Annotated in this window: 19 protein-coding genes; 5 read left to right on the top strand and 14 right to left on the bottom strand. The window is 66.0% G+C overall.

Annotated features, from left to right (window positions below; all coding sequences use genetic code 11):
- Positions 1-50: 50 nt before the first annotated feature.
- Positions 51-980, bottom strand: coding sequence for a LysR family transcriptional regulator (locus tag GEU84_RS09605; protein WP_152825883.1), 930 nt, complete (start codon positions 978-980; stop codon positions 51-53).
- A 126-nt stretch (positions 981-1,106) separates the two neighbouring features.
- Between GEU84_RS09605 and GEU84_RS09600 the strand changes: the two genes are divergently transcribed.
- Positions 1,107-2,342: a urate hydroxylase PuuD gene (locus tag GEU84_RS09600; RefSeq protein WP_152825881.1), complete on the top strand. Its 1,236-nt coding sequence runs from the start codon at positions 1,107-1,109 to the stop codon at positions 2,340-2,342.
- Positions 2,343-2,468: 126 nt separating this feature from the next.
- Here GEU84_RS09600 and GEU84_RS09595 read toward each other — a convergent pair whose 3' ends face one another.
- The gene (locus GEU84_RS09595) at positions 2,469-3,458 is read right to left on the bottom strand and encodes an aldose epimerase family protein (RefSeq protein WP_152825879.1); all 990 of its coding nucleotides are present in this window, start codon (positions 3,456-3,458) and stop codon (positions 2,469-2,471) included.
- Between the two features lie 95 nt (positions 3,459-3,553).
- Positions 3,554-4,738: a zinc ABC transporter substrate-binding protein gene (locus GEU84_RS09590; protein ID WP_152825877.1), complete on the bottom strand. Its 1,185-nt coding sequence runs from the start codon at positions 4,736-4,738 to the stop codon at positions 3,554-3,556.
- A gap of 73 nt (positions 4,739-4,811) precedes the next feature.
- On the opposite strand from GEU84_RS09590, the gene GEU84_RS09585 reads away from it, so the two are divergent.
- The 3 genes from GEU84_RS09585 to GEU84_RS09575 are packed head-to-tail and all read left to right on the top strand — an operon-like array spanning position 4,812 to position 6,917.
- The gene (locus tag GEU84_RS09585) at positions 4,812-5,318 is read left to right on the top strand and encodes a Fur family transcriptional regulator (RefSeq protein ID WP_152825875.1); all 507 of its coding nucleotides are present in this window, start codon (positions 4,812-4,814) and stop codon (positions 5,316-5,318) included.
- A complete protein-coding gene (locus GEU84_RS09580) occupies positions 5,315-6,136 on the top strand; it encodes a metal ABC transporter ATP-binding protein (RefSeq protein ID WP_152825873.1) in 822 nt (273 codons plus the stop codon). The genes GEU84_RS09585 and GEU84_RS09580 overlap by 4 nt, the downstream gene beginning before the upstream one ends.
- Positions 6,126-6,917 carry a metal ABC transporter permease gene (locus GEU84_RS09575; protein ID WP_152826406.1) on the top strand — a complete coding sequence of 264 codons (792 nt, stop codon included), beginning with the start codon at positions 6,126-6,128 and terminating at the stop codon, positions 6,915-6,917. The genes GEU84_RS09580 and GEU84_RS09575 overlap by 11 nt, the downstream gene beginning before the upstream one ends.
- 159 nt (positions 6,918-7,076) lie before the next feature.
- Here GEU84_RS09575 and GEU84_RS09570 read toward each other — a convergent pair whose 3' ends face one another.
- On the bottom strand, positions 7,077-8,480 hold the full coding sequence (locus tag GEU84_RS09570; RefSeq protein WP_152825871.1) for a PepSY-associated TM helix domain-containing protein: 1,404 nt from the start codon (positions 8,478-8,480) through the stop codon (positions 7,077-7,079).
- Positions 8,481-8,527: 47 nt separating this feature from the next.
- Positions 8,528-8,917: a DUF2946 family protein gene (locus tag GEU84_RS09565; RefSeq protein WP_152825869.1), complete on the bottom strand. Its 390-nt coding sequence runs from the start codon at positions 8,915-8,917 to the stop codon at positions 8,528-8,530.
- 149 nt (positions 8,918-9,066) lie between these two features.
- Here GEU84_RS09565 and GEU84_RS09560 point away from each other — a divergent pair, with 149 nt between their 5' ends.
- Positions 9,067-11,562 (top strand): GcvT family protein, encoded by a 2,496-nt coding sequence (locus tag GEU84_RS09560; RefSeq protein WP_152825867.1) that lies wholly within the window; start codon positions 9,067-9,069, stop codon positions 11,560-11,562.
- 131 nt (positions 11,563-11,693) lie between these two features.
- Here GEU84_RS09560 and GEU84_RS09555 read toward each other — a convergent pair whose 3' ends face one another.
- From GEU84_RS09555 to GEU84_RS09515, 9 genes are all read right to left on the bottom strand, one after another.
- Positions 11,694-13,595, bottom strand: a complete 1,902-nt coding sequence (locus GEU84_RS09555) for a PhoX family protein (protein ID WP_152825865.1) — start codon at positions 13,593-13,595, stop codon at positions 11,694-11,696.
- Between the two features lie 104 nt (positions 13,596-13,699).
- Positions 13,700-14,500 (bottom strand): glycoside hydrolase family 25 protein, encoded by an 801-nt coding sequence (locus GEU84_RS09550; protein WP_152825863.1) that lies wholly within the window; start codon positions 14,498-14,500, stop codon positions 13,700-13,702.
- Between the two features lie 81 nt (positions 14,501-14,581).
- Positions 14,582-15,658 carry an NAD(P)/FAD-dependent oxidoreductase gene (locus GEU84_RS09545; protein WP_152825861.1) on the bottom strand — a complete coding sequence of 359 codons (1,077 nt, stop codon included), beginning with the start codon at positions 15,656-15,658 and terminating at the stop codon, positions 14,582-14,584.
- Positions 15,659-15,839: 181 nt separating this feature from the next.
- A complete protein-coding gene (locus tag GEU84_RS09540) occupies positions 15,840-16,922 on the bottom strand; it encodes a BMP family ABC transporter substrate-binding protein (protein ID WP_152825859.1) in 1,083 nt (360 codons plus the stop codon).
- 65 nt (positions 16,923-16,987) lie between these two features.
- Positions 16,988-17,923 carry an ABC transporter permease gene (locus GEU84_RS09535; protein ID WP_152825857.1) on the bottom strand — a complete coding sequence of 312 codons (936 nt, stop codon included), beginning with the start codon at positions 17,921-17,923 and terminating at the stop codon, positions 16,988-16,990.
- Positions 17,923-19,005, bottom strand: coding sequence for an ABC transporter permease (locus tag GEU84_RS09530; RefSeq protein ID WP_152825855.1), 1,083 nt, complete (start codon positions 19,003-19,005; stop codon positions 17,923-17,925). The genes GEU84_RS09535 and GEU84_RS09530 overlap by 1 nt, the downstream gene beginning before the upstream one ends.
- A 72-nt stretch (positions 19,006-19,077) precedes the next feature.
- Positions 19,078-20,604 carry an ABC transporter ATP-binding protein gene (locus tag GEU84_RS09525; RefSeq protein WP_152825854.1) on the bottom strand — a complete coding sequence of 509 codons (1,527 nt, stop codon included), beginning with the start codon at positions 20,602-20,604 and terminating at the stop codon, positions 19,078-19,080.
- Positions 20,601-21,551: a xanthine dehydrogenase accessory protein XdhC gene (gene xdhC, locus GEU84_RS09520; protein ID WP_152825852.1), complete on the bottom strand. Its 951-nt coding sequence runs from the start codon at positions 21,549-21,551 to the stop codon at positions 20,601-20,603. The genes GEU84_RS09525 and xdhC overlap by 4 nt, the downstream gene beginning before the upstream one ends.
- On the bottom strand, positions 21,544-22,575 hold a 1,032-nt coding region (locus tag GEU84_RS09515; protein WP_152825850.1), incomplete at its 5' end, for a molybdopterin cofactor-binding domain-containing protein. The genes GEU84_RS09515 and xdhC, both read right to left, overlap by 8 nt.

Genomic DNA, 22,575 nt, shown 5'->3' with positions numbered 1-22,575 from the left:
ACGGTTTCCTCTGCGTCGCAGAAAATTTCGCGTTGTGCCACCGGCAAGCCTTAGCCCAGGGTCAGCCCCTTCACCGCCGCTGTCATGTCGGCCTTGCAGCGCGCGATGATGAAATCGACGAATAGCCGGATTTTCGGGTCGCGGAAGCGGCGGTGCTGGCTGAGGCAGGAAAGCTGCGTGGCCAGTGGTGGCGTGGCGGTGCAGACCGGCACCAGATTGCCCGCGCGAAGGTGGTCGGCCACCTCGAATATCGGCTTCATCACGATGCCGCGACCGTCCAGCGCCCAGCCGGTCAGCACATCGCCATCGTCGGACTCGAACGGCCCCATGATTTCAAACCGCCGCGGCCCCTCGGGGGTTTGCAGCGTCCACTGAAATTCCTTTGCGCCCGGAAAGCGCAGGTTCAGGCATTCGTGCCGTTCCTCGACCAGCGCCGTGCCATCGGCCGGGTTGCCGCGCCGCGCCACATAGGCAGGCGAGGCGCACAGCAGGCGCGGGCAATCGGCCACCAGCCGCACCTTCAGCGTGCTGTCTTCCAGAAGGCCAAGGTGAAAGGCGATGTCCAGCCCCTCGCCCGTCACGTCGATGATGCGATCAGACAGGCGCAGGCGAACGTCGATCTGCGGATAGGCATCCTTGAAGGCGGGCACATGCGGCGCGATGAACCGCCGCCCGATACCCAAGGGGGCCGCCACATAGATCGAGCCGCGCGGGTTCTGCGTCACATCCACAACCGCCGCCTCGGCCTCGTCGATCGCGTCCAGCACCTTGCGGGCACCCTCGAAAAAGATGCGGCCGTTTTCGGTGGGTTGCAGGCTGCGCGTGGTGCGGTTGAACAGCCGCACGCCCAGATGCTTTTCCAGCTCCGAGATTCGGGCCGATGCCACGGCGGGCGAGGTGCGCTGGTCGCGCGCCGCCGCACTCATGCTGCCCAATTCATAGACACGCACGAACATCTTGATGTTGTTGACGTAGGACATGGCTGCCGCAACCGGGTTTTCGACGCGTCATTCTCTGGCGCTGTTTGAAAGTGCTCTGTCATTTGATGAATTAACAGAAAGGTGCCCAAGGGTATAGCCTCGTGCCAAACCGAACAGGAGATTGCGATGTATGACTGGGCCGTGCTGTGGGAATGGGTGGAGATTGCGGCGCGCTGGACCCATGTGATCACCGCAATCGCCTGGATTGGCAGCAGTTTCTACTTCATCGCGCTGGATCTGGGGCTGCGCAAGACGCCCAGCCTGCCGCCCTTGGCGCATGGCGAGGAATGGCAGGTGCATGGCGGCGGGTTCTACCACATCCAGAAATATCTGGTGGCCCCGGCGATGATGCCCGAGCATCTGACATGGTTCAAATGGGAAAGCTACGCCACCTGGCTGTCGGGTTTCGCCATGCTGGTGCTGGTCTATTATCTGGGGGCCGAGCTTTATCTGGTTGATCCCAACGTGATGGATCTGGCGGTGTGGCAGGCGGTGCTGATCAGCCTTGGAAGCCTGGGCTTTGGCTGGCTGGCCTATGATACGATCTGCAAGAGCCGCTTTGGCGATGACAACACCCGGCTGATGATCGGCCTCTATGTGATCCTGGTGGCGATGAGCTGGGGCTATACGCAGGTGTTTTCAGGCCGGGCGGCGCTGCTGCATCTGGGGGCCTTCACCGCCACGATCATGAGCGCGAATGTGTTTATGGTCATCATGCCGAACCAGCGCATCGTGGTGGCTGACCTGAAGGCCGGCCGGGTGCCCGATGCAAAATACGGCAAGATCGCCAAGCAGCGGTCCACCCACAACAATTACCTGACGCTGCCCGTGCTGTTCCTGATGCTGTCGAACCACTACCCGCTGGTGTTTGCCACCGAATACAACTGGCTGATCGCAAGCCTCGTGTTCCTGATGGGCGTCACCATCCGCCACTGGTTCAACACCAAACACGCACGCAAGGGCAACCCGCACTGGACCTGGGGCCTGACGGTGATCCTGTTCCTGGTCATCGCTTGGCTGTCATCCGTCCCGATGAAACCGGCGGAGGAGGAAACCGCGCTGAACGGCGCTGCCCTGACATATGCCGCCGCCCCGGGGTTTGACGATGTCACCAGCATCGTGCAGGGCCGCTGTTCCATGTGCCACGCCGCCGAGCCGGTGTGGGAAGGCATGTATTGGCCGCCCAAGGGCGTGGTGCTGGAAACCCCCGAACAGATCGCGCATGAGGCCCGGCGCATCTACCTGCAATCGGGCATCAGCCACGCCATGCCGCCCGGCAACCTCAGCTATATGGAACCCGCTGAACGCGCCGCCATCATCGAATGGTTCCGCAATGCCGGGACGGCGGGCGTCAAGGGCTGAACACCCCGCCAGCCTTTGCGCCCCCGCGTGATGCCCTCATCACGGCGGCTTTCATCTTGGCCCAAGTATCCCCGCCGGAGGACTCCGCCATCAGCCCCGTCCGCTGACAGCCGCCAATAGCCCGCCTCAGGGCCGCTCGAACGTCCAGACATTGCTTTGCCGGTAAATCTCGCCCGGTTCCAGCGTGACGGGGGGAAAGCTGGGGTGGTTGGGCGCGTCGGGCCAGCGTTGCGGCTCCAGCGCCAGCGCCTCGTGCTTGCCATAGGCCGCGCCATCATGGCCGGGAAAGCCGCCGCCGGTCAGGAACGTGCCGTCATACAATTGCAACCCCGGCTCGGTCGTGGCCAGCCGCATGCGGATGCCGCGCGCGCCGGTCAGCACCGCCACCTCGGTCAGCGCACGGGGGGCCGGGGCAAGGCAGAAGTTGTGGTCATAGCCCGCCGTCAGATCGAAAGGCCGCGCCTCGCGCAGATCGAACGCGCCCGAAACCGGGCGGCGTTCGCCCGTGGGCAGGATGTTTTCGGTGGGCAGATAGCTGTCGGCTGCCACGCTCAGGCTGTGGCCCGCCACTGTGCCGCCACCGTCAAGGTTCCAATAACTGTGGTTGGCTAGGTTCATCAGCGTGGGTGCATCGCTGGTGGCCGTCAGGTCCAGCAGCATCCGGCCCGGGGCCTCCAGCCGCCAGTGGGCGGTAATCACGCGGTTGCCGGGAAAGCCATCGGTGCCGTGGGGCAGGGTCAGCCGCAATGTGGCATGGTCGTCGCCCGCCGCAACCAGTTCCCAGTGGCGTTTCTGCGTGCCGGTGGGGCCGCCATGCAGCAGGGTCGTGCCTTCATTGGCGGGAAAGCGGCACAATTGCCCGGCAATCACCGCCTGCGCGCCGCCGATGCGGTTGGCCACGGGGCCGACGATCGCGCCGAAATAATCCATCGGCCCTTCATAGGCAGCCAGTTCAGGTGAGCCCAGCGTCAGCGGCCAGTCGGCTCCGGCCAGCCGCAGATCGTGCAAGACTGACCCCCAGGTCAACAGCCGCAGCGTAAGATCGCCCGCGCGCAGGGTCATGGCCTGCACATCCCGCCTGTCCGAGGCTGTGCCGAATGTCGTGATGTCTGCCATGCTTCCCCCTGTGCCGCGCCAAGGCCCGGCGCTGGGGCAAGAAGTGCCGAAACCCGGGCCGGGGTCAAGCCCGGCCCGGTGCTTTGGTTCAGGCCTTAGCCTTTGGTCACGCAATCCGTGATCGTGGTGGCCAGATCGCGCAGCAGGGCGGCGTAAAGGCCCGCCCCCGGCTCCATCTGCGACCCTTCGGGGTCCAGCGTGCCGCCCAGACGCGCGCCGGTGGCCTCGGCCATCTGGGCCACCAGTTTCGGATCGTGCTGCGCCTCGGGGAAGATGCACAGCGCGCCGCCATCCTGCATGGTGCCGCGCAGTTCGGCCAGCCGCGCCGCACCCGGCGAGGCCGCATCGCCCAGGGCCACGCTGCCCGCGACTGTCAGGCCGTAATGGCCGGTGAAATAGCGGTAGGCGTCGTGGAAAACGACAAAGGGCTTGCCCTGCGCCGGGGCAAGGATGCCCGCCACCTCGGCATCCAGCGCCTGAAGTTTCGTGGCTTCGGTCGCCGCATTTGCCGCATAGGTCGCGGCATTTTCGGGGTCGAGACGGCCAAGCTCTACCGCAATGGCCTGCATCCAGACGGCGGCATTGGCCGGGTCAAGCCAGGCATGCGGATCGGTGCCGTCATGTGAGTGGCCATCATGGCCCGCGTGGTCGCCCTCTGCGTGGTCGTCTCCCTCCGCGTGTTCCTCGTGGTCGTGGTCGTCATGGCCTGCATGCTCGCCCTCTGCATGGTCATCATGGCCCGCGTGGTCGCCGTTTTCTGCATGGTCTTCGTGTTCTTCCGCGTCATGCGCGTGGCCTTCGTGCGCATCCGCCTCTTCGGCGGCTTCTGCATGCTCGTGCCCATGCGCCTCGCCCGCCGCATGGTCATCGGTCCCATGATCGTCGTGGCCAGCCTCGGCCCCATGGTCATGCTCGTCTTCGCCATAGGCCAGCGTCAGCGTGCCCGGCACGGCCAGCAGGCGCAGTTGCGGAATGCCGCTGCCCAGGCTGTCAACCGCCCGGTCCAGCCACGGGGTCATCTCGGGGCCGATCCAGACCACCAGACCGGCATCGGCCAGCGCCTGCGCCTGGCTGGGGCGCAACTGGAACGCATGGGCGTTGGCCCCGCGGTCAAGCAACAGCTCCGGCTGGCCCAGATCGCCCATCACCCCGGCCACCAGCGCATGCACCGGCGGCATGTCGGTCACAACGCGGGGCACATCGGCCAAGGCGGGTGCAGCGGTGGCAAGCAGGGTGGCCATCGGCAGGCTGGCCCGCCGCAGGGATATGGTATAACGCATCGTTTCTGCCCTTCGCTTGGAATCCATGCATGGGTATCATATGTTATAGCATAACACGTCAAGAGGCCGCGTCATGAAAGACCCGCAACCCGCCGTTTCGGCCTTTGCCGCGCATGACCACGCGCTTTGCACGGGCGATGTGATGGAACGGGCCGAGGCGCTGGCCCGCCAGAATGGCGCGCGCCTGACCCCGGTGCGCCGCCGCGTGCTGGAGATTCTGCTGGAGGCGCATCGCGCGCTGGGGGCCTATGACGTGCTGCAACGGCTGGCTGCCGAGGGCTTTGGCAACCAGCCCCCCGTGGCCTACCGCGCGCTGGATTTTCTGGTGGAACAGGGGCTGGCCCACCGCATCCGCCGCCTGAACGCCTTTACCGCCTGCATGCATCCGGGCGAGACGCATTCGCCCGCCTTTCTGATCTGCCGCCTGTGCGATGCGGTGGCCGAGGCACCCGCCGCCCCGGTGCGCGCGGCACTGGATACCGCCGCCGCCGCCCTTGGCTTTGCCATCGAGCGCAGCAATGTCGAGGCGCTGGGCCTGTGCCCCGCCTGCCGCGCCACAGAAACGCAGGCCCCGGCATGAGCCTGCTTGCCGCCCGCCATCTGTGCGTCACGCTGTCGGGGCGCGAGGTGCTGCATGACGTGTCATTGTCGATCGCGCCGGGCGAGATCGTCACCATTGTCGGGCCCAACGGCTCGGGCAAATCCACCCTGCTGCGGGCGCTGCTGGGCATCCTGCCGCCCGCCAAGGGTGCCGTGCAGCGCAAGGCGGGGCTGCGCATCGGCTATGTGCCGCAGCGGTTGCAGATCGACCCCACGCTGCCGCTGACCGCGCGGCGCTTTCTGTCGCTGCCCGTGCGCCGCCCGGACGCCGAGGCGCAGGCCGCGCTGGCGCGCTGCGGCGTGCCCGATGTGGCGGGCCAGCAGATGACCGGCCTGTCGGGCGGCCAGTTCCAGCGCGTGTTGCTGGCCCGCGCCCTGCTGAACGCGCCCGACCTGCTGATACTCGATGAACCCACGCAGGGGCTGGACCAGCCGGGAGAGGCCGCGTTCTACCGGCTGATCGACGAGGTGCGCCGCGACACGGGGGCGGCGGTGCTGATGGTCAGCCATGATCTGCACGTGGTGATGAGCGCGTCTGACCGGGTGATCTGCCTCAACGGCCATATCTGCTGCGAGGGCACGCCGCGCGTGGTGTCGAACGCGCCGGAATACCGCGCGCTGTTCGGGCTGGGCACGCAGGGCGCGCTGGCGTTGTATCAGCACGACCACGACCACGACCACCTGCATGACCACGATCACCAGCACCACGATCATGGGCATCACGACGGCCATGGCCATGGCCCGGCCACCCCCGCGCGGCAGGCCCGCGGCACGGCGGAGCATGACCATGCTGGATGATTTCCTGCTGCGCGCAGGTTTGGCCGGGGTGGGCCTGTCGCTGGCCACCGGGCCGCTGGGTGCCTTTGTGGTCTGGCGGCGGATGGCCTATTTCGGCGATGCCACGGCGCATGCGGCCATTCTGGGCGTGGCGCTGGCGCTGGCGGCCGATCTGCCGGTGGGCTTTGGCACGCTGGCGGTGGCCTTGGTGATGGCGCTGTTGGTCTCCACCCTCGCAGCACGCGGCTGGGCGATGGATACCACTTTGGGCGTGCTGGCCCATGCCGCACTGGCGCTGGGGCTGGTGGCCATCAGCTTCGTGCCCGGCGCGCGGGTTGATCTGCAAGCCTATCTCTTCGGCGATATTCTGGCGGTGTCGCGCGCTGATCTGGGGTTCGTCTGGGGCGGCGCGGTGGCGGTGCTGGCGCTGCTGGTCTGGCGCTGGCAGGCGCTGCTGACCGCCACGCTGAACACCGACCTTGCACATGCCTCGGGCCTGAACCCGGATCGCGAGCGGCTGATTTTGACGCTGGCGCTGGCGCTGGTGGTGGCCGTCGCGCTGAAAGTGGTGGGGGCCCTGCTGATCGCCGCCCTGCTGATCATCCCCGCCGCCGCTGCACGCGGCCTGTCGCGCACGCCCGAAACCATGGCCGTGCTGGCCACGCTGATCGGGGCCGGGGCCAGCCTTGGCGGCTTGCAGATGTCACTGGCCTGGGACACGCCCGCCGGCCCGTCGATCATCGCGGCGGCGGCGCTGGCCTTTGCGCTTTCGGCGGTGTTCGGCAAGATGCGCCGCGCATGACAAGCGCCTGCCCTCACTTTCATTTACTGTCGTCAAATTTCCCAGCGGGGGGTGATGAGCGATCAGAAACCCTCCGGTGGAGGGTTTCCGCGAAGAACGCCCGGCCCGTGGTCGGGCCGGACTGGGGGGTGTAACCCCCCCCGCCTGCGCCGCCAGCCGCTACGACAGCGCCCGCTTCAGGCGCGGCACATTGGCCAGCACCGCCAGATCAAAGGCCAGCACCGCCAGCAGCGTGATCCCCACCAGCGGGAATGCCAGGCTCAGCGCCAGCGCCAGAAACACGGCCCCTTTCCACAGCGGCAGGTCCACCGGCAGCGGTGGCGCGGCCAGCCGAAGCGCGCCAGCGGGCCGCCGTTTCCACCACATCACCAGCCCCGACACCGCCATGAAGATCACCGACAGGCAGAACACCGTGTTCAGCACCAGGTTCCACAGCCCCATGTCGCCCTCGTGAAAGGCGATGCCGTAAGCCATGGCCTTGGCATAGACCGAATAATCGGCATAGCCCACATCGGCCAAGACCTTGCCGGTATACTGGTCCAGGTGGATGGTGCGGTCGGCGGAGGGGTCGGGTCCGTCGTTGCTCATGCTGTCATGGCTGATGGTCCATACACCCGCCTCGTCCTTGGGCAGGTTCAGCTGGAACCGCCCGTCAAACCCCAGCGTTGCTGCAAACCCCGCCACTGTATCCAGCGTCACCGGGCTGCCATCCGGCAGGCCCGTCACCCCGGCATCCGAGCCCGAGGCGGGCAGGGGCGTCTGTTCCAGCCCCCAGGGCACCTCTTTGGCGGCACCGTGGTTCATGCTGGCGTGAACATCGTCCGATACCGGCACATTCTCCCATTTCTCGGCGGGAAAGGTGCTCCAGGCCTGCACCAGCTTTTCGCCCCAGATCCCGGCCCAGCTGAGCCCTGACAGCAGGAACACCAACAGCAGCGCCGACATCCAGAAACCGATGCTCTGGTGCAGCGATTTCCACAGCGCCCGGCCCCGCGCGCCAAGCTGCGGCACCAGCATCGCGCGCCAGCCTTTGCCACCCCGTGGCCACCACAGGTAAAGCCCGGTCACGATCAGCACCATCGCCAGCCCCGCCGCAACCTCGATCAGCCGGTCGCCCGTGGTGCCCAGCAGCAGCGTGCCGTGGATGTCAGTGGCAAAGTCATACAGGCCCGCGCGCCAGGGCAGCGTATCCACCACTGTTGCCGTCGCCGGATCCACCAGCACCGCCGTTGCCGTATCGCCCGCCTCGACGCGGAACACCGCCACACGGTCATCCGCCAGCGGCGCGATATATTGCGTGACGGTGCCGCCATTGGCCGCCGCCGCTGCCGCCTGCTGCGACACCGGCAGGGCCGGGCCGGGGGCCACAACCGTGCGCTCGCCGTTCATGCCCGACAGGGTGGCGGTCCAGAGCATGATCAGCCCCGTCACCGCCAGCATCATCAGAAACGGCGCGACATAAAGCCCGGCATAGAAATGCCAACGCCACGCCGCGAAATAAAGTTTGTTTGCCTGCCCCGCCGCTGTGGCCGGGCGCAGGTCTTGGGTCTGAGCGTTGCTCATCCACTTGATCCCTTGCTGAGTTTTCGGAAAATTCGGTCCCGTGAACGTCAGGTCAGGATCGGCGGCCCCCGTGCGGTGACGGCACCGGGCAGCGCCCCGGCACGCCAGAGCGAGGCCCCTGCGGCATGTTCGGCGCGGGCCAGCACCAGCGGCCAGGCGGTGGCGGGCGCATCAAACGGCAGCACGGCTGCGGCCTGCGCCATGGCCCAGTCGCAGCGCCCGTCCTGGGGCGCGTCGGCGGGCACCGGCTGGCCGGTGGCCAGGTCGATCACCATTTCCGACGGGCCTTCGGGGGTGCACAGCACCAGCATCATCTGCCCATCCGCCGCCCGCTGCGGCATCACCCCCGGGGCCAGCAGCGCCATCAGCACGAACGGCAGCAGCAACGCCCAGCGGGCGTGGTGCAGCAGGCTGAAAAGGCGGGCGTTGCGGCGCATGCGGCAAGGGTTATCCGCGTGCTTTGCCCGCCGTCAATGCCGCAAACAGCGCGGCATGTCGTTTTCGTCTGGCAAAGGTCGGCCTGCCTTGCCCGGCGGCATGGCGATCAGGCATGTATGGGCAAAATCCGCGCCGCGAGGAGTCGCCCATGAAAACCCATGTCAAAGCCCTGGTTGTCGGCGGTGGTGCCGTCGGCAACGGCATCGCCTATCATCTGGCACGCGCAGGCTGGGATACGATGCTGGTGGAACGGGACGAGCTGACAGCAGGCTCCACCTGGCATGCGGCGGGGCTGCTGCCCTTGTTCAACATGGGCTATGCCACCACGCATATCCACAAATACTCGGTCGATTTCTACAAGGGGCTGGAGGCTGAAACCGGCCTGAACCCCGGCTTCTATGTGGTGGGCAATCTGCGCATGGCCCAGACCGATGCGCGGATGGATGAATACATGCTGTATTCATCCGTGGCCGAAACCGCCGATGTCTATCACGAATTCCTGACGCCCACGCAGATGAAAGACCGCTGGCCCCTGCTGCGCACGGATGATCTGAAAGGCGCGCTCTATCACCCGCAGGACGGCTACATCAACCCGGCGGATGTCACGCAGGCCATGGCCAAGGGCGCGCGGCAACTGGGTGCCACGATCGAGCGCAAGATTCAGGTCAACGGCTACCGCTGGACGGGCAGCGAATGGATCGTGACCTGCGCGCGGATGGTGGAACAGGGCGGCAATCTGGTGGCCTCGGATGAAACATTCGAGATCCGCGCCGAACATGTCGTCACCGCCACCGGCAACCATGCGCAGCGCACGGCGCGGCTGCTGGGCATCAAGATCCCGGCTATCCCGGTCGAACACCAGTATATCGTCACCGAACCCGACCCGATGCTGGTCGAATGGCGCAAGACCAACCCGCAGCACCCCGTCCTGCGCGACGCCGACGCGAAATGGTATGTGCGCGAGGAACGCGGCGGCTGGATTCTGGGGCCGTATGAGCGCAACGCCCCCGCGCGGTTCCTTTACGACGTGCCGGCCAGCTTCCGCGCCGACCTGTTCCCGCTGGATCTGGAGCGGATCGAGGCGGAATACATGTCGATGATCCACCGCCTGCCCAGTTCCGAAACCGTGGGTCTGAAAGACGACTACAACGGCCCGATCTGCTATACCCCCGACGGCAACCCGCTGGTCGGCCCGGTGCCCGGCCTGCGCAACATATGGATCGCCGAAGGCTTCAGTTTCGGCATCACGGCGGCGGGCGGCACGGGTTACTACCTCGCGCAGATGATGGTGGATGGCGAGGCCGAGATCGACATGGCGTCGCTTGATCCGCGCCGCTACGGGTCATGGATGACCACCGAATATGCCGCGCGCAAGAATGAGGAATGCTATGAGCATGTCTTCATCCTGCACCACCCGGACGAAGAACGCGAAGCCTGCCGCCCCCTGCGCACCGCCCCGGTCTATGACCGGCAAAAGACGCTTGGCGCGCAATTCGGCCAGGTGAACGGCTGGGAGCGGCCGAACTACTATGGCCCGCTGGACGCGCCCACGCATTTCGACCACGACTCGCGGTCGTTCCGCCGTGGCGCATGGTGGCAATATGCCAAGGCCGAGGCCGAGGCATTGCGCGAAACCGCCGGCCTGATCGACGCCACCGCATTCACCAAGCATATCGTGCGCGGGCCCGGCGCGACGGCCTTCCTCGACTGGTTCACCACCAACAAGCTGCCCGCCGTGGGCCGCATCAACCTGACCTATGCGCTGACCCCCACCGGCACCACACGCACCGAATACACCATCGTGCGCAACGGGTTGAATGATTACTACCTCGTGTCGGCGGGGGCTTGGACGGCCTATGACGGCGACTGGCTGCGCAAATGCGCCGAGGATAAGGCCCCCGAATTCGGCTATATCGAGGTGCATGACGTAACGACCCAATGGGGCGTCTTTGCCCTTGCCGGGCCGAACAGCCGCGCGATCTTGCGCGAGGTGGTCAAGGATGCCGATCCCGACACCGTGCTGTCGAACAAGCGTTTCCCCTGGCTGACCGCCCGCAAGATCGAACTGGGCATGTGCCCAGTCAACGCCATCCGCGTGGCCTATACCGGCGAGCTGGGATGGGAACTGCACCACCCGATCGAGATGCAAACTTATCTGTGGGATCTGCTGCTGGCGGCGGGCGCAAAGCACGGCATGAAACTGGTCGGCGCGCGGGCACAGAACTGGCTGCGTCAGGAAAAATCCTACCGCGCCTTCGGCACCGAACTTGGCCGCGATGCCACGCCGCTGGAGGCGGGGCTGGACCGTTTCGTTGACCTTTCCAAGGATTTTCAGGGCAAGGCCGCGATGCTGGCCACTGGTATCCGTTCCAAATGCGTGACGGTGCTGATCGATGGCCCGGCCGATGCCGACCCATGGGGCAAAGAGGCGCTGCTGCATGACGGCGTGAAGGTGGGGCGGCTGACCTCGGGCGGCTGGTCGGTGGCCTTTGGCAAGCAGATCGGCATGGGCTATGTGCGCAATGATCTGGCCGAGGTGGGCCAAAAGCTGAAACTGCGCATGTTCCGCGACCTGTTCGATGTGACGGTGGTGGAGGACAGCCCCTTTGACCCGCAGAACGCGCGCATCCGCAAGGACGGCTGAGGGCAGCGGCACCCCGGTGTCGCACACGTTTCTGCGAATATACTTGCTTCAGCCCCCGGATCTGCCACGGAAAAGGCCTGCAAATGAAAAAGGGCACCCGATGGGTGCCCTTTCGCATTCTCAAACAAAGATCAGGCCAGCACGGCGCCGTCGTTGCGCTTTACCGCGATGACGGTCGAGCGCGGCAGGCCCTCGCCATCGGGGAAGTTGCCGCCCGGGTGCTGCAGGCCCACGAACACCGTGCGCCGGTCGGACGAGAAGGTCAGGCCGGTCACTTCGCCGCCCTTCGGCCCGGTCAGGAAACGGGCGATTTCGCCGGTAACGGGGTCGCCAACCAGCATCTGGTTGTTGCCCTGGCCCGCAAAGTCGCCTTCGTTGCTGTCGTCGCCATCGGTCTGGATCCACAGCAGGCCGGTGCTGTCAAACATCATCCCGTCGGGCGAGTTGAACATGTTGCCCGCCGTCACGTTGGCCGAACCGGCATAGGCATCCTGATGCACGGTGGGGTTGCCCGCCATGACATACAGATCCCAGGTAAAGGCATCTGCCGCGTGATCGTCATCGGCCGGATACCAGCGCACGATCTGGCCATAGCCGTTTTCGGCGCGCGGGTTGGGGCTGTTTTCGACCGCAACCATGGCGTCGCCGCCTGCGTTGGTCGCATCGGCCTTGCGGCGCGAGTTGTTGGTCAGCGCGCAATAGCCCTCGACCGCAACCGGGTTCACCGCAACCCATTCCGGGCGGTCCATCGTGGTGGCGCCCACGGCGGATGCAGCCTGACGGGTGTGGATGCAGATCATCGCGGCATCCATGCCGGTCGTCTCGGGGGTCAGCGCCAGCCACTGGCCGGTGCCATCCTCGGCGAATTTTGCCACCGACAGAACACCATCCACCAGCAGGTTCGAGGTGTCGCCGCCGGTCACATACACACCGTTCGACACATAGCGATACAGGAACTCGCCGCGTTCGTCATCGCCCAGATAGACCACGACGCGCCCGGCAGCGTTCAGCACGCAGGCGGCGTTTTCATGCTTGAACCGGCCAAGGGCGGTGTGCTTCACCGGGGTCGAGGTCGGATCCGCGGGATTGATTTCGACGATATAGCCAAAGCGGTGCGGCTCGTTCGGGTTCACGGCAATGTCGAAACGCGGGTCGAATTTCTCATAGGCATAGCCCGATTCCGCTTCGATGCCGTAGCGGTCGAAACCTTCCGGCATGGCCAGCTCGGCATTGGTTGAACCGAAATAGCCGTTGAAGTTTTCTTCGCAGGTCAGATAGGTGCCCCAGGGGGTCTTGCCCGCGCCGCAGTTGTTCAGCGTGCCCAGAACGGCGGTGCCGGTCGGGTCGGCTTCGGTCTTCAGCAGGTCATGGCCGGCAGCCGGGCCGCTGATCGTCATCGGCGTGTTGTTGGTGATGCGGCGGTTGAAGGGCGAATCAACCACGATGGACCAGCCATCCGCGCCTTCGGCCACTTCCATCACGGAAATACCCTGGGCGTTCTGCACCATCAGCACGTCTTCGGCGCTGGCAGGCAGGCCGTCATCGGCATTGTTCGGCAGGTTGATGTCGAGGTTCACGTATTCGTGGTTCACCGCGATGACCTGACGGCCACCGATGTTGAACAGCTCCATCCCGTCGGTGTTTTCGCCAAAGGCGCGAGCCTGACCGGCGGCGCTGATACCGTTCGCCGGATCATAGGCCTCCGCGTCGGAAAACAGCGGCTGGCCCCATTTGGCCACGGGTGCCCAGGAATAGCCCTCGGGCACATGCACGGTGAAATCGGTGGCGATGGCGATCGGCGTGAAGGCAAAACGCGAGGCGGCAGCAGCCTGCGCCTGGGCCGAGGTGGCCGACATCATGTTGCCCAGACCCATCGCGGCAGCGCCCGACCCAAAGGCCAGCACACCACGCAGAAAGCCGCGGCGCGACATGGCGGCATCGACCACCCGGTCGAAATCGGTGGTTTCGGGCGCGGGGCGGCGCAGTTCGTCCAGTTCATCGAAGGTGATCTGGTTGATATTGAAATCTCTCATGGCTTTCCCCTTTGGGCAGTGGCTGTGGAATCTCCACCACCGGGGATAGCGCAGGGATGTGACAGTAGTGCGTATCGCGGGGCCGCCCGGCAGGGAGCCGCCCTTTACCGCGCCCGGGCCGCCAGCCAGTTGCGCCAGTCCTGTGCCGATCCGGCGAACACGTTCAGGTCCACCTCGCCCGTCACCCCGTCGATAAGCCCGGTGCTGGAATATTGCCAGAACGTCCAGGGATGCCGGTAAAGCCTGTCCGGGTGCGCCGCGACCGACCGCAGCCAGAATTCGGCGCGCGGAATGCGCCACATCTGGTTGTCCTCCCAGAAATCAATGCTGGTGTAGATCAGCGGGCGCTGGCCATAATGCGCCTCGACCGCATCCATGAAAATCTCGGCCTCGCGCCGCACCACCGCCCCGTCGGGCCGGATGGTGCAGGTGGGCGAAAACGGCGTCCATTCCATGTCCAGCACCGGGGGCAGGGCGCCCGCCACCCGTGGCACATTGCGGATGAACCAGCGCGCCTGTTCCGCCGCCGGGCGGCAATGATAGTGGAAATGATAGGCCCCGCGCGCCACCCCGGCCCGGCCCGCCCCGCGCCAATGGTCGGCGAATCTCTCATCCACCCGGTCGCCGCCCTCGGTCGCTTTCAGAAAGGCGAAATTCACCCCGGCGGCCCGGGCTGCGGGCCAGTCGATTTCACCCTGAAACCGCGCGGCGTCGATGCCATGCACGGCATAGGTCTGCGGCGCACGCCCGTCCCAGGGATGCGGATCGGCATCGCCAAAGCGCGGAGCGATCACGGCGGCGCTGGCGGCAGGGGCTGGCCTGTCAAACGCGGCCTGGCGGTCACGCCCGCCACCACAGCCCGCGACGGCCAGCAGCAGCAGGGCAAGCAGGGCAAGGCGGGTCATGGCATTCTCCGGCTGGGGACGCCCCCTTTTGGCGCGGAACGCGGGGGCTGTCACCCGGCAATTCCGCGTCACCCCTCGGGTTCAGCCAAACCGCGCCGGGTCAAGCGCCGCGCGCAGGGTGGCATCATGCCCGCTGTCGCGCCCGCCGATCAGATCGGCGACCAGCAGGCTGGCGGCAGGCGAGGTCTGAAACCCATAGCCGCCTTGCCCCGCCAGCCAGAAAAACCCGGGCTCCCGCGCATCCGGCCCGATCACCAGCACCCGGTCGGGCGCAAAGGTGCGCAAGCCCGCCCAGCTTGCCAGCAGGCGGGTCACGGGTTCGCTCACCATTTCCTCATACCGCGCCAGCCCCTCGGCCAGCACCATGTCATCGGCCCAGGCGTCATGCGGTTCCATCGGATGCTCCTCGGCGGGCGACACGATCAAGGCCCCGGCATCCGGCTTGGCATACCATGTCTCGCCCGCACCAAAGACCATGGGCCAGCGGCTGACATCCCGCCCGCCCGGCGCAGGTATCCGCGCCATCGACCGGCGCAAGGGCGTCAGGCCCAGCGGCCGCACCCCGGCCATCGCTGCCACCCCATCAGCCCAGGCCCCGGCGGCATTCACCACGATCCGCCCCGTGAAATCGCCCTGCGCCGTCGCCACCCGCCACCCGGCCCCATTGCGCGCGATACGGCCCACCCGTGCCCCGGTCAGGATCTGCGCGCCCAACCCCCGCGCGTGGCGTGCAAAACCCTGCAACAGCAGATCGGTATCAATATCCCAGGCATGGTCGGCATGGGCGGCAAAGGCCACCGCGCCCGGGTTCAGCACCGGCACCATGGCCACAGCCTCATCCACGCTGATCCGGTGCAGCGCCATGCCATCGGCCTCTGCCCCGAACACCGCCGCATCGCTTTCCCGCCCCACGATCATCATCCCGCGCGGCCCCAGCACCCCTTCGGCCGCGTGGAAATATCCTTCCGACGCCAGCGACAGTTCCACCACCGGCCCCAGCCCATAGCGCGGCTCATACAGCGCCGCCGACCGGCCCGAGGCGTGATGCGCCAATGCCGCCTCAGCCTCCAGCAGCAGCACCCGGCCCAGTTCCGCCAGCCGCGCCGCCGCCGACACCCCGGCAATCCCGCCGCCGATGATGATGAAGTCGAAATCCATCGCGTCCTCCCACGCATAAAGGGCAGAAAGTCACCCTTCTGCCCTCATTTTCCGTCTCTAAATATCCCCGGGGGTGATGAGCGCCCGAAAAACCTTCCGGGGGAAGGTTTTTTGCGAAGAACGCCTTGCCAATGGCAAGGCTGGGGGGCAGGCAGCCCCCCGGCTTTGGCTCGGGGCGCGATTACTGCGGAATGTCGCCGGTGATGCCTTCCACGTAGAAGTTCATCCCCGCCAGTTCGCCATCCTGCGCCACCACGCCGTCAGCCAGCCAGACCGAACCGTCCTGCTTGTTGATCGGCCCGGTGAACGGGTGATAGGTGCCCGCCGCGATGTCATCGCGCATCTTCTCCGCCGCCGCTTTCACCTCGGCCGGCACCGCGTCGGTGATCTCGCCGATTTCCACCTCGCCGCCCGCGATGCCTTCCCAGGCCGCCGACTGCTCATAGGTGCCGTCCAGCAGGGCACCCACGCGCTTGATGTAATAGGGTGCCCAGTTGTCGATGATCGCCGACACGCGCGGGCTGGGCTTGTATTCGGTCATGTCCGACGCCTGGCCGAAGCCGATCACGCCGGGGGTCTTGGCCGCTTCGGCCAAAGGCGCGGTGGAATCGGTGTGCTGCAAGATCACATCCACGCCCTGTTCGATCAGCGCCTTGGCCGCATCGGCCTCTTTCGCCGGGTCGAACCAAGTATAGGCCCAGACGACCGAAATCGTCACATCCGGGTTGATCTTCTTGGCATGGATGAAGCTGGAATTGATACCCTGGATCACCTCGGGGATCGGGAACGACCCGATATAGCCGATCTTGCCCGATTTGGTCATGTGTCCGGCAATCGTGCCCATCACGGCCCGGCCCTCATAGAACCGCGCATCGTAAGTGGATACGTTCGGATGCTCGCGCTTGAACCCCGTGGCATGTTCGAACTTCACATCGGGGAATTTGGCCGCCACTGCATTGGTCTGGTCCATATAGCCGAACGAGGTGGTAAAGATGATGTCAGCCCCGCCCAGTGCCATCTGGGTCAGCACGCGCTCGGCATCCGCGCCTTCGGGCACGTTTTCCTGAAAGACCGTCTCAACCTTGTCGCCAAACTCGGCTTCCACGGCCAGACGGCCCTGATCGTGCTGATAGGTCCAGCCGCCATCGCCCACCGGGCCGACATAGATGAAACCGACCTTCAGCTTGTCCTGCGCAAAGGCCGCACCGGCCAGTGACAGGCCAAGCGCCACGGCGGCGGTGCCAAGAAGGGTTCTGCGAAACATATTAGGCTCCCTGTTGAACCGGATTTTCCGGTGTTTTTATGCCCTTGAAGGGGCGTTGTGATGCCTCAGCGCGAGGCGTGGAAGTTCCGACCCAAAGCTGCGGGCGCGTTCAGCGCGGCGCGGCTCTTGTCGGCAGACATGATGACCAGCACGAGGATGGTTATCAGATAGGGGGACATCGACAAGTATTCGACCGGAATCCGCGCCCCCGCCGCTTGCAGATTAAGCTGCAACACCGTGATTCCGCCAAACAAATAGGCACCGACCAGCACGCGCCAGGGTTTCCAGCTGGCAAACACCACAATCGCCAGCGCAATCCAGCCCGCGCCTGCCGTGATGCCATCGGTCCATTGCGGCACCCGGACCAGTGAAATATAGGCCCCGCCCAGCCCCGCCATGGCCCCGCCGAACATGATCGCCAGCACGCGGATGCGGATCACCTTGTAGCCCAGCGCATGCGCCGCATCGTGGCTTTCGCCCACCGCGCGGATGATCAGCCCCGTGCGGGTATAGCGCAGCACGGCCCAAACGGCGGCAATCACCGCAATCGACGCATAGACCATCCAGTCATGCTGGAACAATATCGTGCCGATCACCGGAATGTCGGCCAGCGGGCCGAAGGGCACCTCGCCGGTCAAGGGCGGCTTGATGCCTACATACCCCTGCCCGATCAGGCTGGAAAGCCCCAGCCCGAACAGCGTCAGCGCCAGCCCCGTCGCCACCTGATTGGCCAGCAGCACCTGCGTCAGGAAGGCGAAGATCAGGCTCAGCGCCGCAGCCCCCAGCGCCCCGCCAATAAAGCCCACCAGCGGGCTGCCGCTTTCCACAGCCGCCACAAAGCCGCAGATCGCGCCCATGATCATCATCCCCTCGACCCCGAGGTTCAGAACACCCGCCTTTTCCACCACCAGCTCGCCAATCGCCGCCAGCAGGATCGGCACCGCCGCCACCATCAGCGACGCGATCAGCACGGCAGGGTTGATGCCTCCGAACAACTCCATCACGCACGCTCCTTCAGCAGAAATTTGATCCGGTAGTTTGACAGCAGATCCACCGCCAGCAGGAAGAACAAGAGCATCCCCTGAAACGCCTGGATCGACGCCGACGGCAGCCCGAGGTTGGTGGAGGCATTGTCGCCGCCCACATAGGTCAGCGCCATCAACAGCCCGGCCAGCAATATGCCCAGCGGGTTCAACCGGCCCAGAAAGGCCACGATTATGGCGGTAAAGCCATAGCCGGATGCGAAATCAATGCTGATCTGCCCGGCAGGCCCCGACACCTCGAACAGCCCGGCCAGCCCGGCCAAAGCCCCCGAAATGCCCATGCACAGCACCACCAGCCTGTCAGGCGACACACCGGCAAAGCGCGCGGCCCGCGGGGCCTGCCCGGCCAGCCGGATATGGAACCCAAGGATATGGCGTTGCAGCAGCACATAGGCCGCGATCACGGCAATGAACGCCGCCACCACGCCCCAATGCATGCCCGACCCCGCAATGATCTCGGGGTTCGCCGCCGCCGGATATTGCGACAGGTTGCGCGAGCCCGGGAAACCGCCGCCTTCAGGGTTGCGCAGCGCCCCCAGCGCCATGGATGACAGGATCGACTGCGCCACATAGACCAAGAGCAGCGACACGAGGATTTCGTTGGTGCGGAACTTCGTGCGCAAGATCGCCGGGATCATCGCCCACAGCCAGCCGCCGAACCCCCCCGCCAGCACCATCAGCGGAAAGATGAACCACCCCGACGCCGGGTAGAATGCCAGCCCCACGGCAGCCCCGAAAATCGCCCCCATGATATACTGGCCCTCGGCCCCGATGTTCCAGATACCCGCGCGAAAGCCCAGTGACAGCCCCACCGCGATCAGGATCAGCGGGCCGGCCTTCACCAGCAACTGCCCCCGGAAATACCAGGCAAATTCGCCGAACACCGGATCCCAGAATATCGTGCGTATCGCCTCGAACGGGTTCTTGCCCAGAATGGCAAACATCACCCCGCCCGCAATCATCGTCAGCGCCACCGCCAGCACCGGCGTGGCCCCCTGCCAGAACCGCGAGGGGCTCGGGCGTTTTTCAAGTATCAGCATGTCATGGCCCTCCCGCCTGCAACTGCGCCGTGATTATTGCAGCAGACCACTTCTGCTCCCGTCCGCATCTCGCTACGCCACATGGGCCACCTCCATCCCATGCGCGCCGCCCATCATCAGGCCGATCTCGTCGATGGTCAGGCCCTGTGTCGGGCGTGGCACCGTCATCGCCCCGCCGTTCAGCGCGGCGAAATTGTCGGCAATTTCCAGCAGTTCATCCAGATCCTGCGATATGACGACCACCGCCGCCCCATCCGCCGCCCGGTCGATGATCGCCTGCCGGATGGATGCCGCCGCCGCCGCATCCACCCCCCATGTCGGCTGGTTGATGACGATCACGCTCGGGGCCTGCGACAATTCCCGCCCCACCACGAATTTCTGCAAATTCCCGCCCGACAGTGCCCGCGCCGCCACCCAGGTGCCCGGCGTGCGCACGTCAAACTCTTTCACGATTTCCTCGGCAAAGGTCCGCGTCGCGCCCCAGTCGATGAACCCGCGCGTGGTCAGTCCCTTGCGCACCGACCCCGACAGCAGGGCATTCTCCACAAGTGACATGTCGGGGGCCGCCGCATGGCCCAAACGCTCCTCGGGCGCCGATACCAGGCCCAGAACCCGCCGCTCGTTCGGCCCCTGTTCGCCCACCGCGGCACCGCTGATCTTCACCGCATCGCGCGCCGATTTCAGTTCCCCCGACAGCGCCAGCAGCAATTCGTCCTGCCCGTTGCCCGCCACCCCGGCGATGCCCAGAACCTCGCCCTTCCGCACCGCAAAGCTGATGTTTTTCAAGGATGTGCCAAAGGGGATGGGCGAATTCACCGACAGCCCCGTCACCTCCAGCGCCACCGCGCCCTTGGGCTTGGCGTTCTTCGCAGGCGGGGTCAGCACCGCGCCCACCATCAGCTCCGCCATTTCACGCGCCGACCGTTCGCGCGGGGTGCAGGTTGCCACCACCTTGCCGCGCCGCAAAATCGTCGCCTCGTCGCACAGCGCGCGGATCTCCTCCAGCTTGTGCGAGATATACAGGATCGCCGTCCCTTCCGCCGACAATTGCCGCAGTGTGCGGAACAGGATGTCCACCTCTTGCGGGGTCAGCACCGAAGTCGGCTCGTCCATGATCAACAGCTTGGGGTCTTGCAGCAGACAGCGGATGATCTCCACCCTCTGCCGTTCGCCCGCCGACAGATCGCCCACCATCCGGTCAGGGTCCAGCGGCAGGCCATAGGCCTGCGACACCTGCCGGATGCGCCCCGCCAGTTCGCGCATCTTGGGCGGGTTTTCCATGCCCAGCGCCACATTCTCGGCCACGTTCAGCGCCTCGAACAGGCTGAAATGCTGGAACACCATGGCCACGCCCGATGCCCGCGCCGCCCTGGGTTCCGATGGCGCATAATCGGCCCCCCGCAGCGTCATGCGCCCCTTGTCGGGCTTCACCAGCCCATAGATCATCTTCACCAGCGTCGATTTGCCCGCACCGTTTTCCCCCAGCAAAGCATGCACTTCGCCGGGCTTGATGGTGAAAGACACGTCGCTGTTGGCCACCACGCCCGGATAGGCCTTGGTCAGCCCCTCCACGCGCAAAAGATCCGTCCCCGTCTTCATACCGCGATCTCCGTCTCGGTTTGGTTCTTGTTCTTGTGTTTCAACACGTCCAGCGCCACGCCCAGTGCGATGGCCTGCGGATGTTTCCCCAGCGAAGTATCCCCGATCGGGCACCTGATCCGCATGATCGCCGCATCGCCATGCCCCAGCGCCCGCAACCGCGCGCGAAACCGCGCCCATTTCGTCGCCGACCCGATCAGCCCCAGCCCGCCAAATCCGCGCAACAACAGCCGGTGGCACAGCTCCAGATCCAGCGCATGCGAATATGTCAGCACCAGATGCTCGGCATCCTGCGGCGCATGATCGGCCAGCCGCTCCGCCGCTGCGGCCCAAAGGGCCGTCACCCCCTCCGGCAGCGCATCGGGAAACCGCTCGCGCGCCACATCCACCCATGTAATCGCCAGCCCGGGCAGGGGCTGCAACACCCCCACCAGAGCGCGCCCCACATGCCCGGCCCCCCAGACCCAGATCTGCCGTTCCGTACGGGCCACAGGCTCTACCATCCAGCCCTGCACCAGCACCGCCTGCGGCAAGTCTCCCTGCGCCCGCGCCCGGTCCAGCATCCGCTTGACCGCAAGGGGCATCGCCGCCCCCGCCACGGGCCGCGCGATCACATCTCCTTCAAGCCCCGCCACTTCTGCCGCGCCATACACCTCGGTCAGCAGTGTCACTGCCCCGCCGCAGCATTGCCCAAGCTTCGGTCCCAAAGCCTCGCGGTCCAGCCGCAGGCCGCCCGAGGCGAGCATCAAACGCGCCCGCCCGATCGCCTCCCACTCCAGCGCCCCGCCTCCGATCGTCCCCGAGGCACCCGTGCCCCAGACCAGCATCGCGGCCCCCACCTCGCGCGGCGATGACCCGTCATGCGCGGCAATCACCACCCGCGCCACGCGGCCCTCAGCCGCCACAGCCGCCGCAAGGCCCGCCAGATCAAACCCCACCTCAGCCATGATGCTGCCGCTTCACCGCAAACAGCACCCGCTCGGCGGTCGCAGGCGCATCCAGCGCAGGGTAAACCGACCCGTCACCACAGGCGGCCACCGCATCGCTCAGCGCCATCAGCGCGGATATCCCCAGCATGAACGGCGGCTCGCCTACCGCCTTCGACCTGCCGATGGAATCCTCCCGGTTCGGCCGCCCCCACAAGGCCACGTTGAACACCGGCGGGCGGTCAGAACAGGCGGGTATCTTGTAGGTTGATGGCGCATGCGTGCGCAGCCGCCCCTTGCCGTCCCACACCAGTTCCTCGGTCGTCAGCCAGCCCGCGCCCTGCACATAAGCCCCTTCGATCTGGCCGATATCCAGCGCCGGGTTCAATGACGCCCCGGTGTCATGCAACACGTCCACCCGCAAGATCCGGTTCTCGCCGGTCAGCGTGTCGATCACCACCTCCGTCACCGCCGCGCCGTAAGCAAAGTAGAAGAACGGCCGCCCCTCGCCGCGCGTCCGGTCCCACACGATCTTCGGCGTCCGGTAATACCCGGTGGACGATAGCGAAATCCGCGCCTGATAGGCCATCCCCGCCACCGCGGCAAAGCTGTAATCCGCCCCGCCCACCCGCACCCGGCCCGCGTCAAACTCCACATCCGCCGCCTGCGCCTGATGCCGCTCGGCCAGAAAATCCGCCATCCGCGCGCGGATGGTCTCGCAGGCCACCCGCGCCGCCATGCCGTTCAGGTCAGACCCGGAACTGGCCGCCGTGGCCGACGTGTTCGGCACCTTGCCGGTATCGGTCGCGGTGATCTTCACCGCCTCCAGCCCCACGCCAAACACCGACGCCGCCACCTGCGCCACCTTCTGGAACAGGCCTTGCCCCATCTCGGTCCCGCCATGGTTCAGGTGGATTGATCCATCCTGATACACATGCACCAAAGCTCCGGCCTGATTGAGCCATGTCAGCGTGAACGATATCCCGAACTTCACCGGCGTCAGCGCGATCCCCCGCTTCAGCAGCGTCGACCCCGCATTCCAGGC

Source organism: Fertoeibacter niger (assembly GCF_009380135.2).
In the GTDB taxonomy this organism is placed as follows: Bacteria; Pseudomonadota; Alphaproteobacteria; order Rhodobacterales; family Rhodobacteraceae; genus Fertoeibacter; species Fertoeibacter niger.
This window is presented reverse-complemented; position numbering and strand designations above follow the sequence as displayed.

Coding starts and splice junctions, on each gene's coding strand:
- GEU84_RS09605 (WP_152825883.1), bottom strand. CDS start 980: ATGTCCTACGTCAACAACATCAAGATGTTCGTGCGTGTCTATGAATTG.
- GEU84_RS09600 (WP_152825881.1), top strand. CDS start 1,107: ATGTATGACTGGGCCGTGCTGTGGGAATGGGTGGAGATTGCGGCGCGC.
- GEU84_RS09595 (WP_152825879.1), bottom strand. CDS start 3,458: ATGGCAGACATCACGACATTCGGCACAGCCTCGGACAGGCGGGATGTG.
- GEU84_RS09590 (WP_152825877.1), bottom strand. CDS start 4,738: ATGCGTTATACCATATCCCTGCGGCGGGCCAGCCTGCCGATGGCCACC.
- GEU84_RS09585 (WP_152825875.1), top strand. CDS start 4,812: ATGAAAGACCCGCAACCCGCCGTTTCGGCCTTTGCCGCGCATGACCAC.
- GEU84_RS09580 (WP_152825873.1), top strand. CDS start 5,315: ATGAGCCTGCTTGCCGCCCGCCATCTGTGCGTCACGCTGTCGGGGCGC.
- GEU84_RS09575 (WP_152826406.1), top strand. CDS start 6,126: ATGCTGGATGATTTCCTGCTGCGCGCAGGTTTGGCCGGGGTGGGCCTG.
- GEU84_RS09570 (WP_152825871.1), bottom strand. CDS start 8,480: ATGAGCAACGCTCAGACCCAAGACCTGCGCCCGGCCACAGCGGCGGGG.
- GEU84_RS09565 (WP_152825869.1), bottom strand. CDS start 8,917: ATGCGCCGCAACGCCCGCCTTTTCAGCCTGCTGCACCACGCCCGCTGG.
- GEU84_RS09560 (WP_152825867.1), top strand. CDS start 9,067: ATGAAAACCCATGTCAAAGCCCTGGTTGTCGGCGGTGGTGCCGTCGGC.
- GEU84_RS09555 (WP_152825865.1), bottom strand. CDS start 13,595: ATGAGAGATTTCAATATCAACCAGATCACCTTCGATGAACTGGACGAA.
- GEU84_RS09550 (WP_152825863.1), bottom strand. CDS start 14,500: ATGACCCGCCTTGCCCTGCTTGCCCTGCTGCTGCTGGCCGTCGCGGGC.
- GEU84_RS09545 (WP_152825861.1), bottom strand. CDS start 15,658: ATGGATTTCGACTTCATCATCATCGGCGGCGGGATTGCCGGGGTGTCG.
- GEU84_RS09540 (WP_152825859.1), bottom strand. CDS start 16,922: ATGTTTCGCAGAACCCTTCTTGGCACCGCCGCCGTGGCGCTTGGCCTG.
- GEU84_RS09535 (WP_152825857.1), bottom strand. CDS start 17,923: ATGGAGTTGTTCGGAGGCATCAACCCTGCCGTGCTGATCGCGTCGCTG.
- GEU84_RS09530 (WP_152825855.1), bottom strand. CDS start 19,005: ATGCTGATACTTGAAAAACGCCCGAGCCCCTCGCGGTTCTGGCAGGGG.
- GEU84_RS09525 (WP_152825854.1), bottom strand. CDS start 20,604: ATGAAGACGGGGACGGATCTTTTGCGCGTGGAGGGGCTGACCAAGGCC.
- xdhC (WP_152825852.1), bottom strand. CDS start 21,551: ATGGCTGAGGTGGGGTTTGATCTGGCGGGCCTTGCGGCGGCTGTGGCG.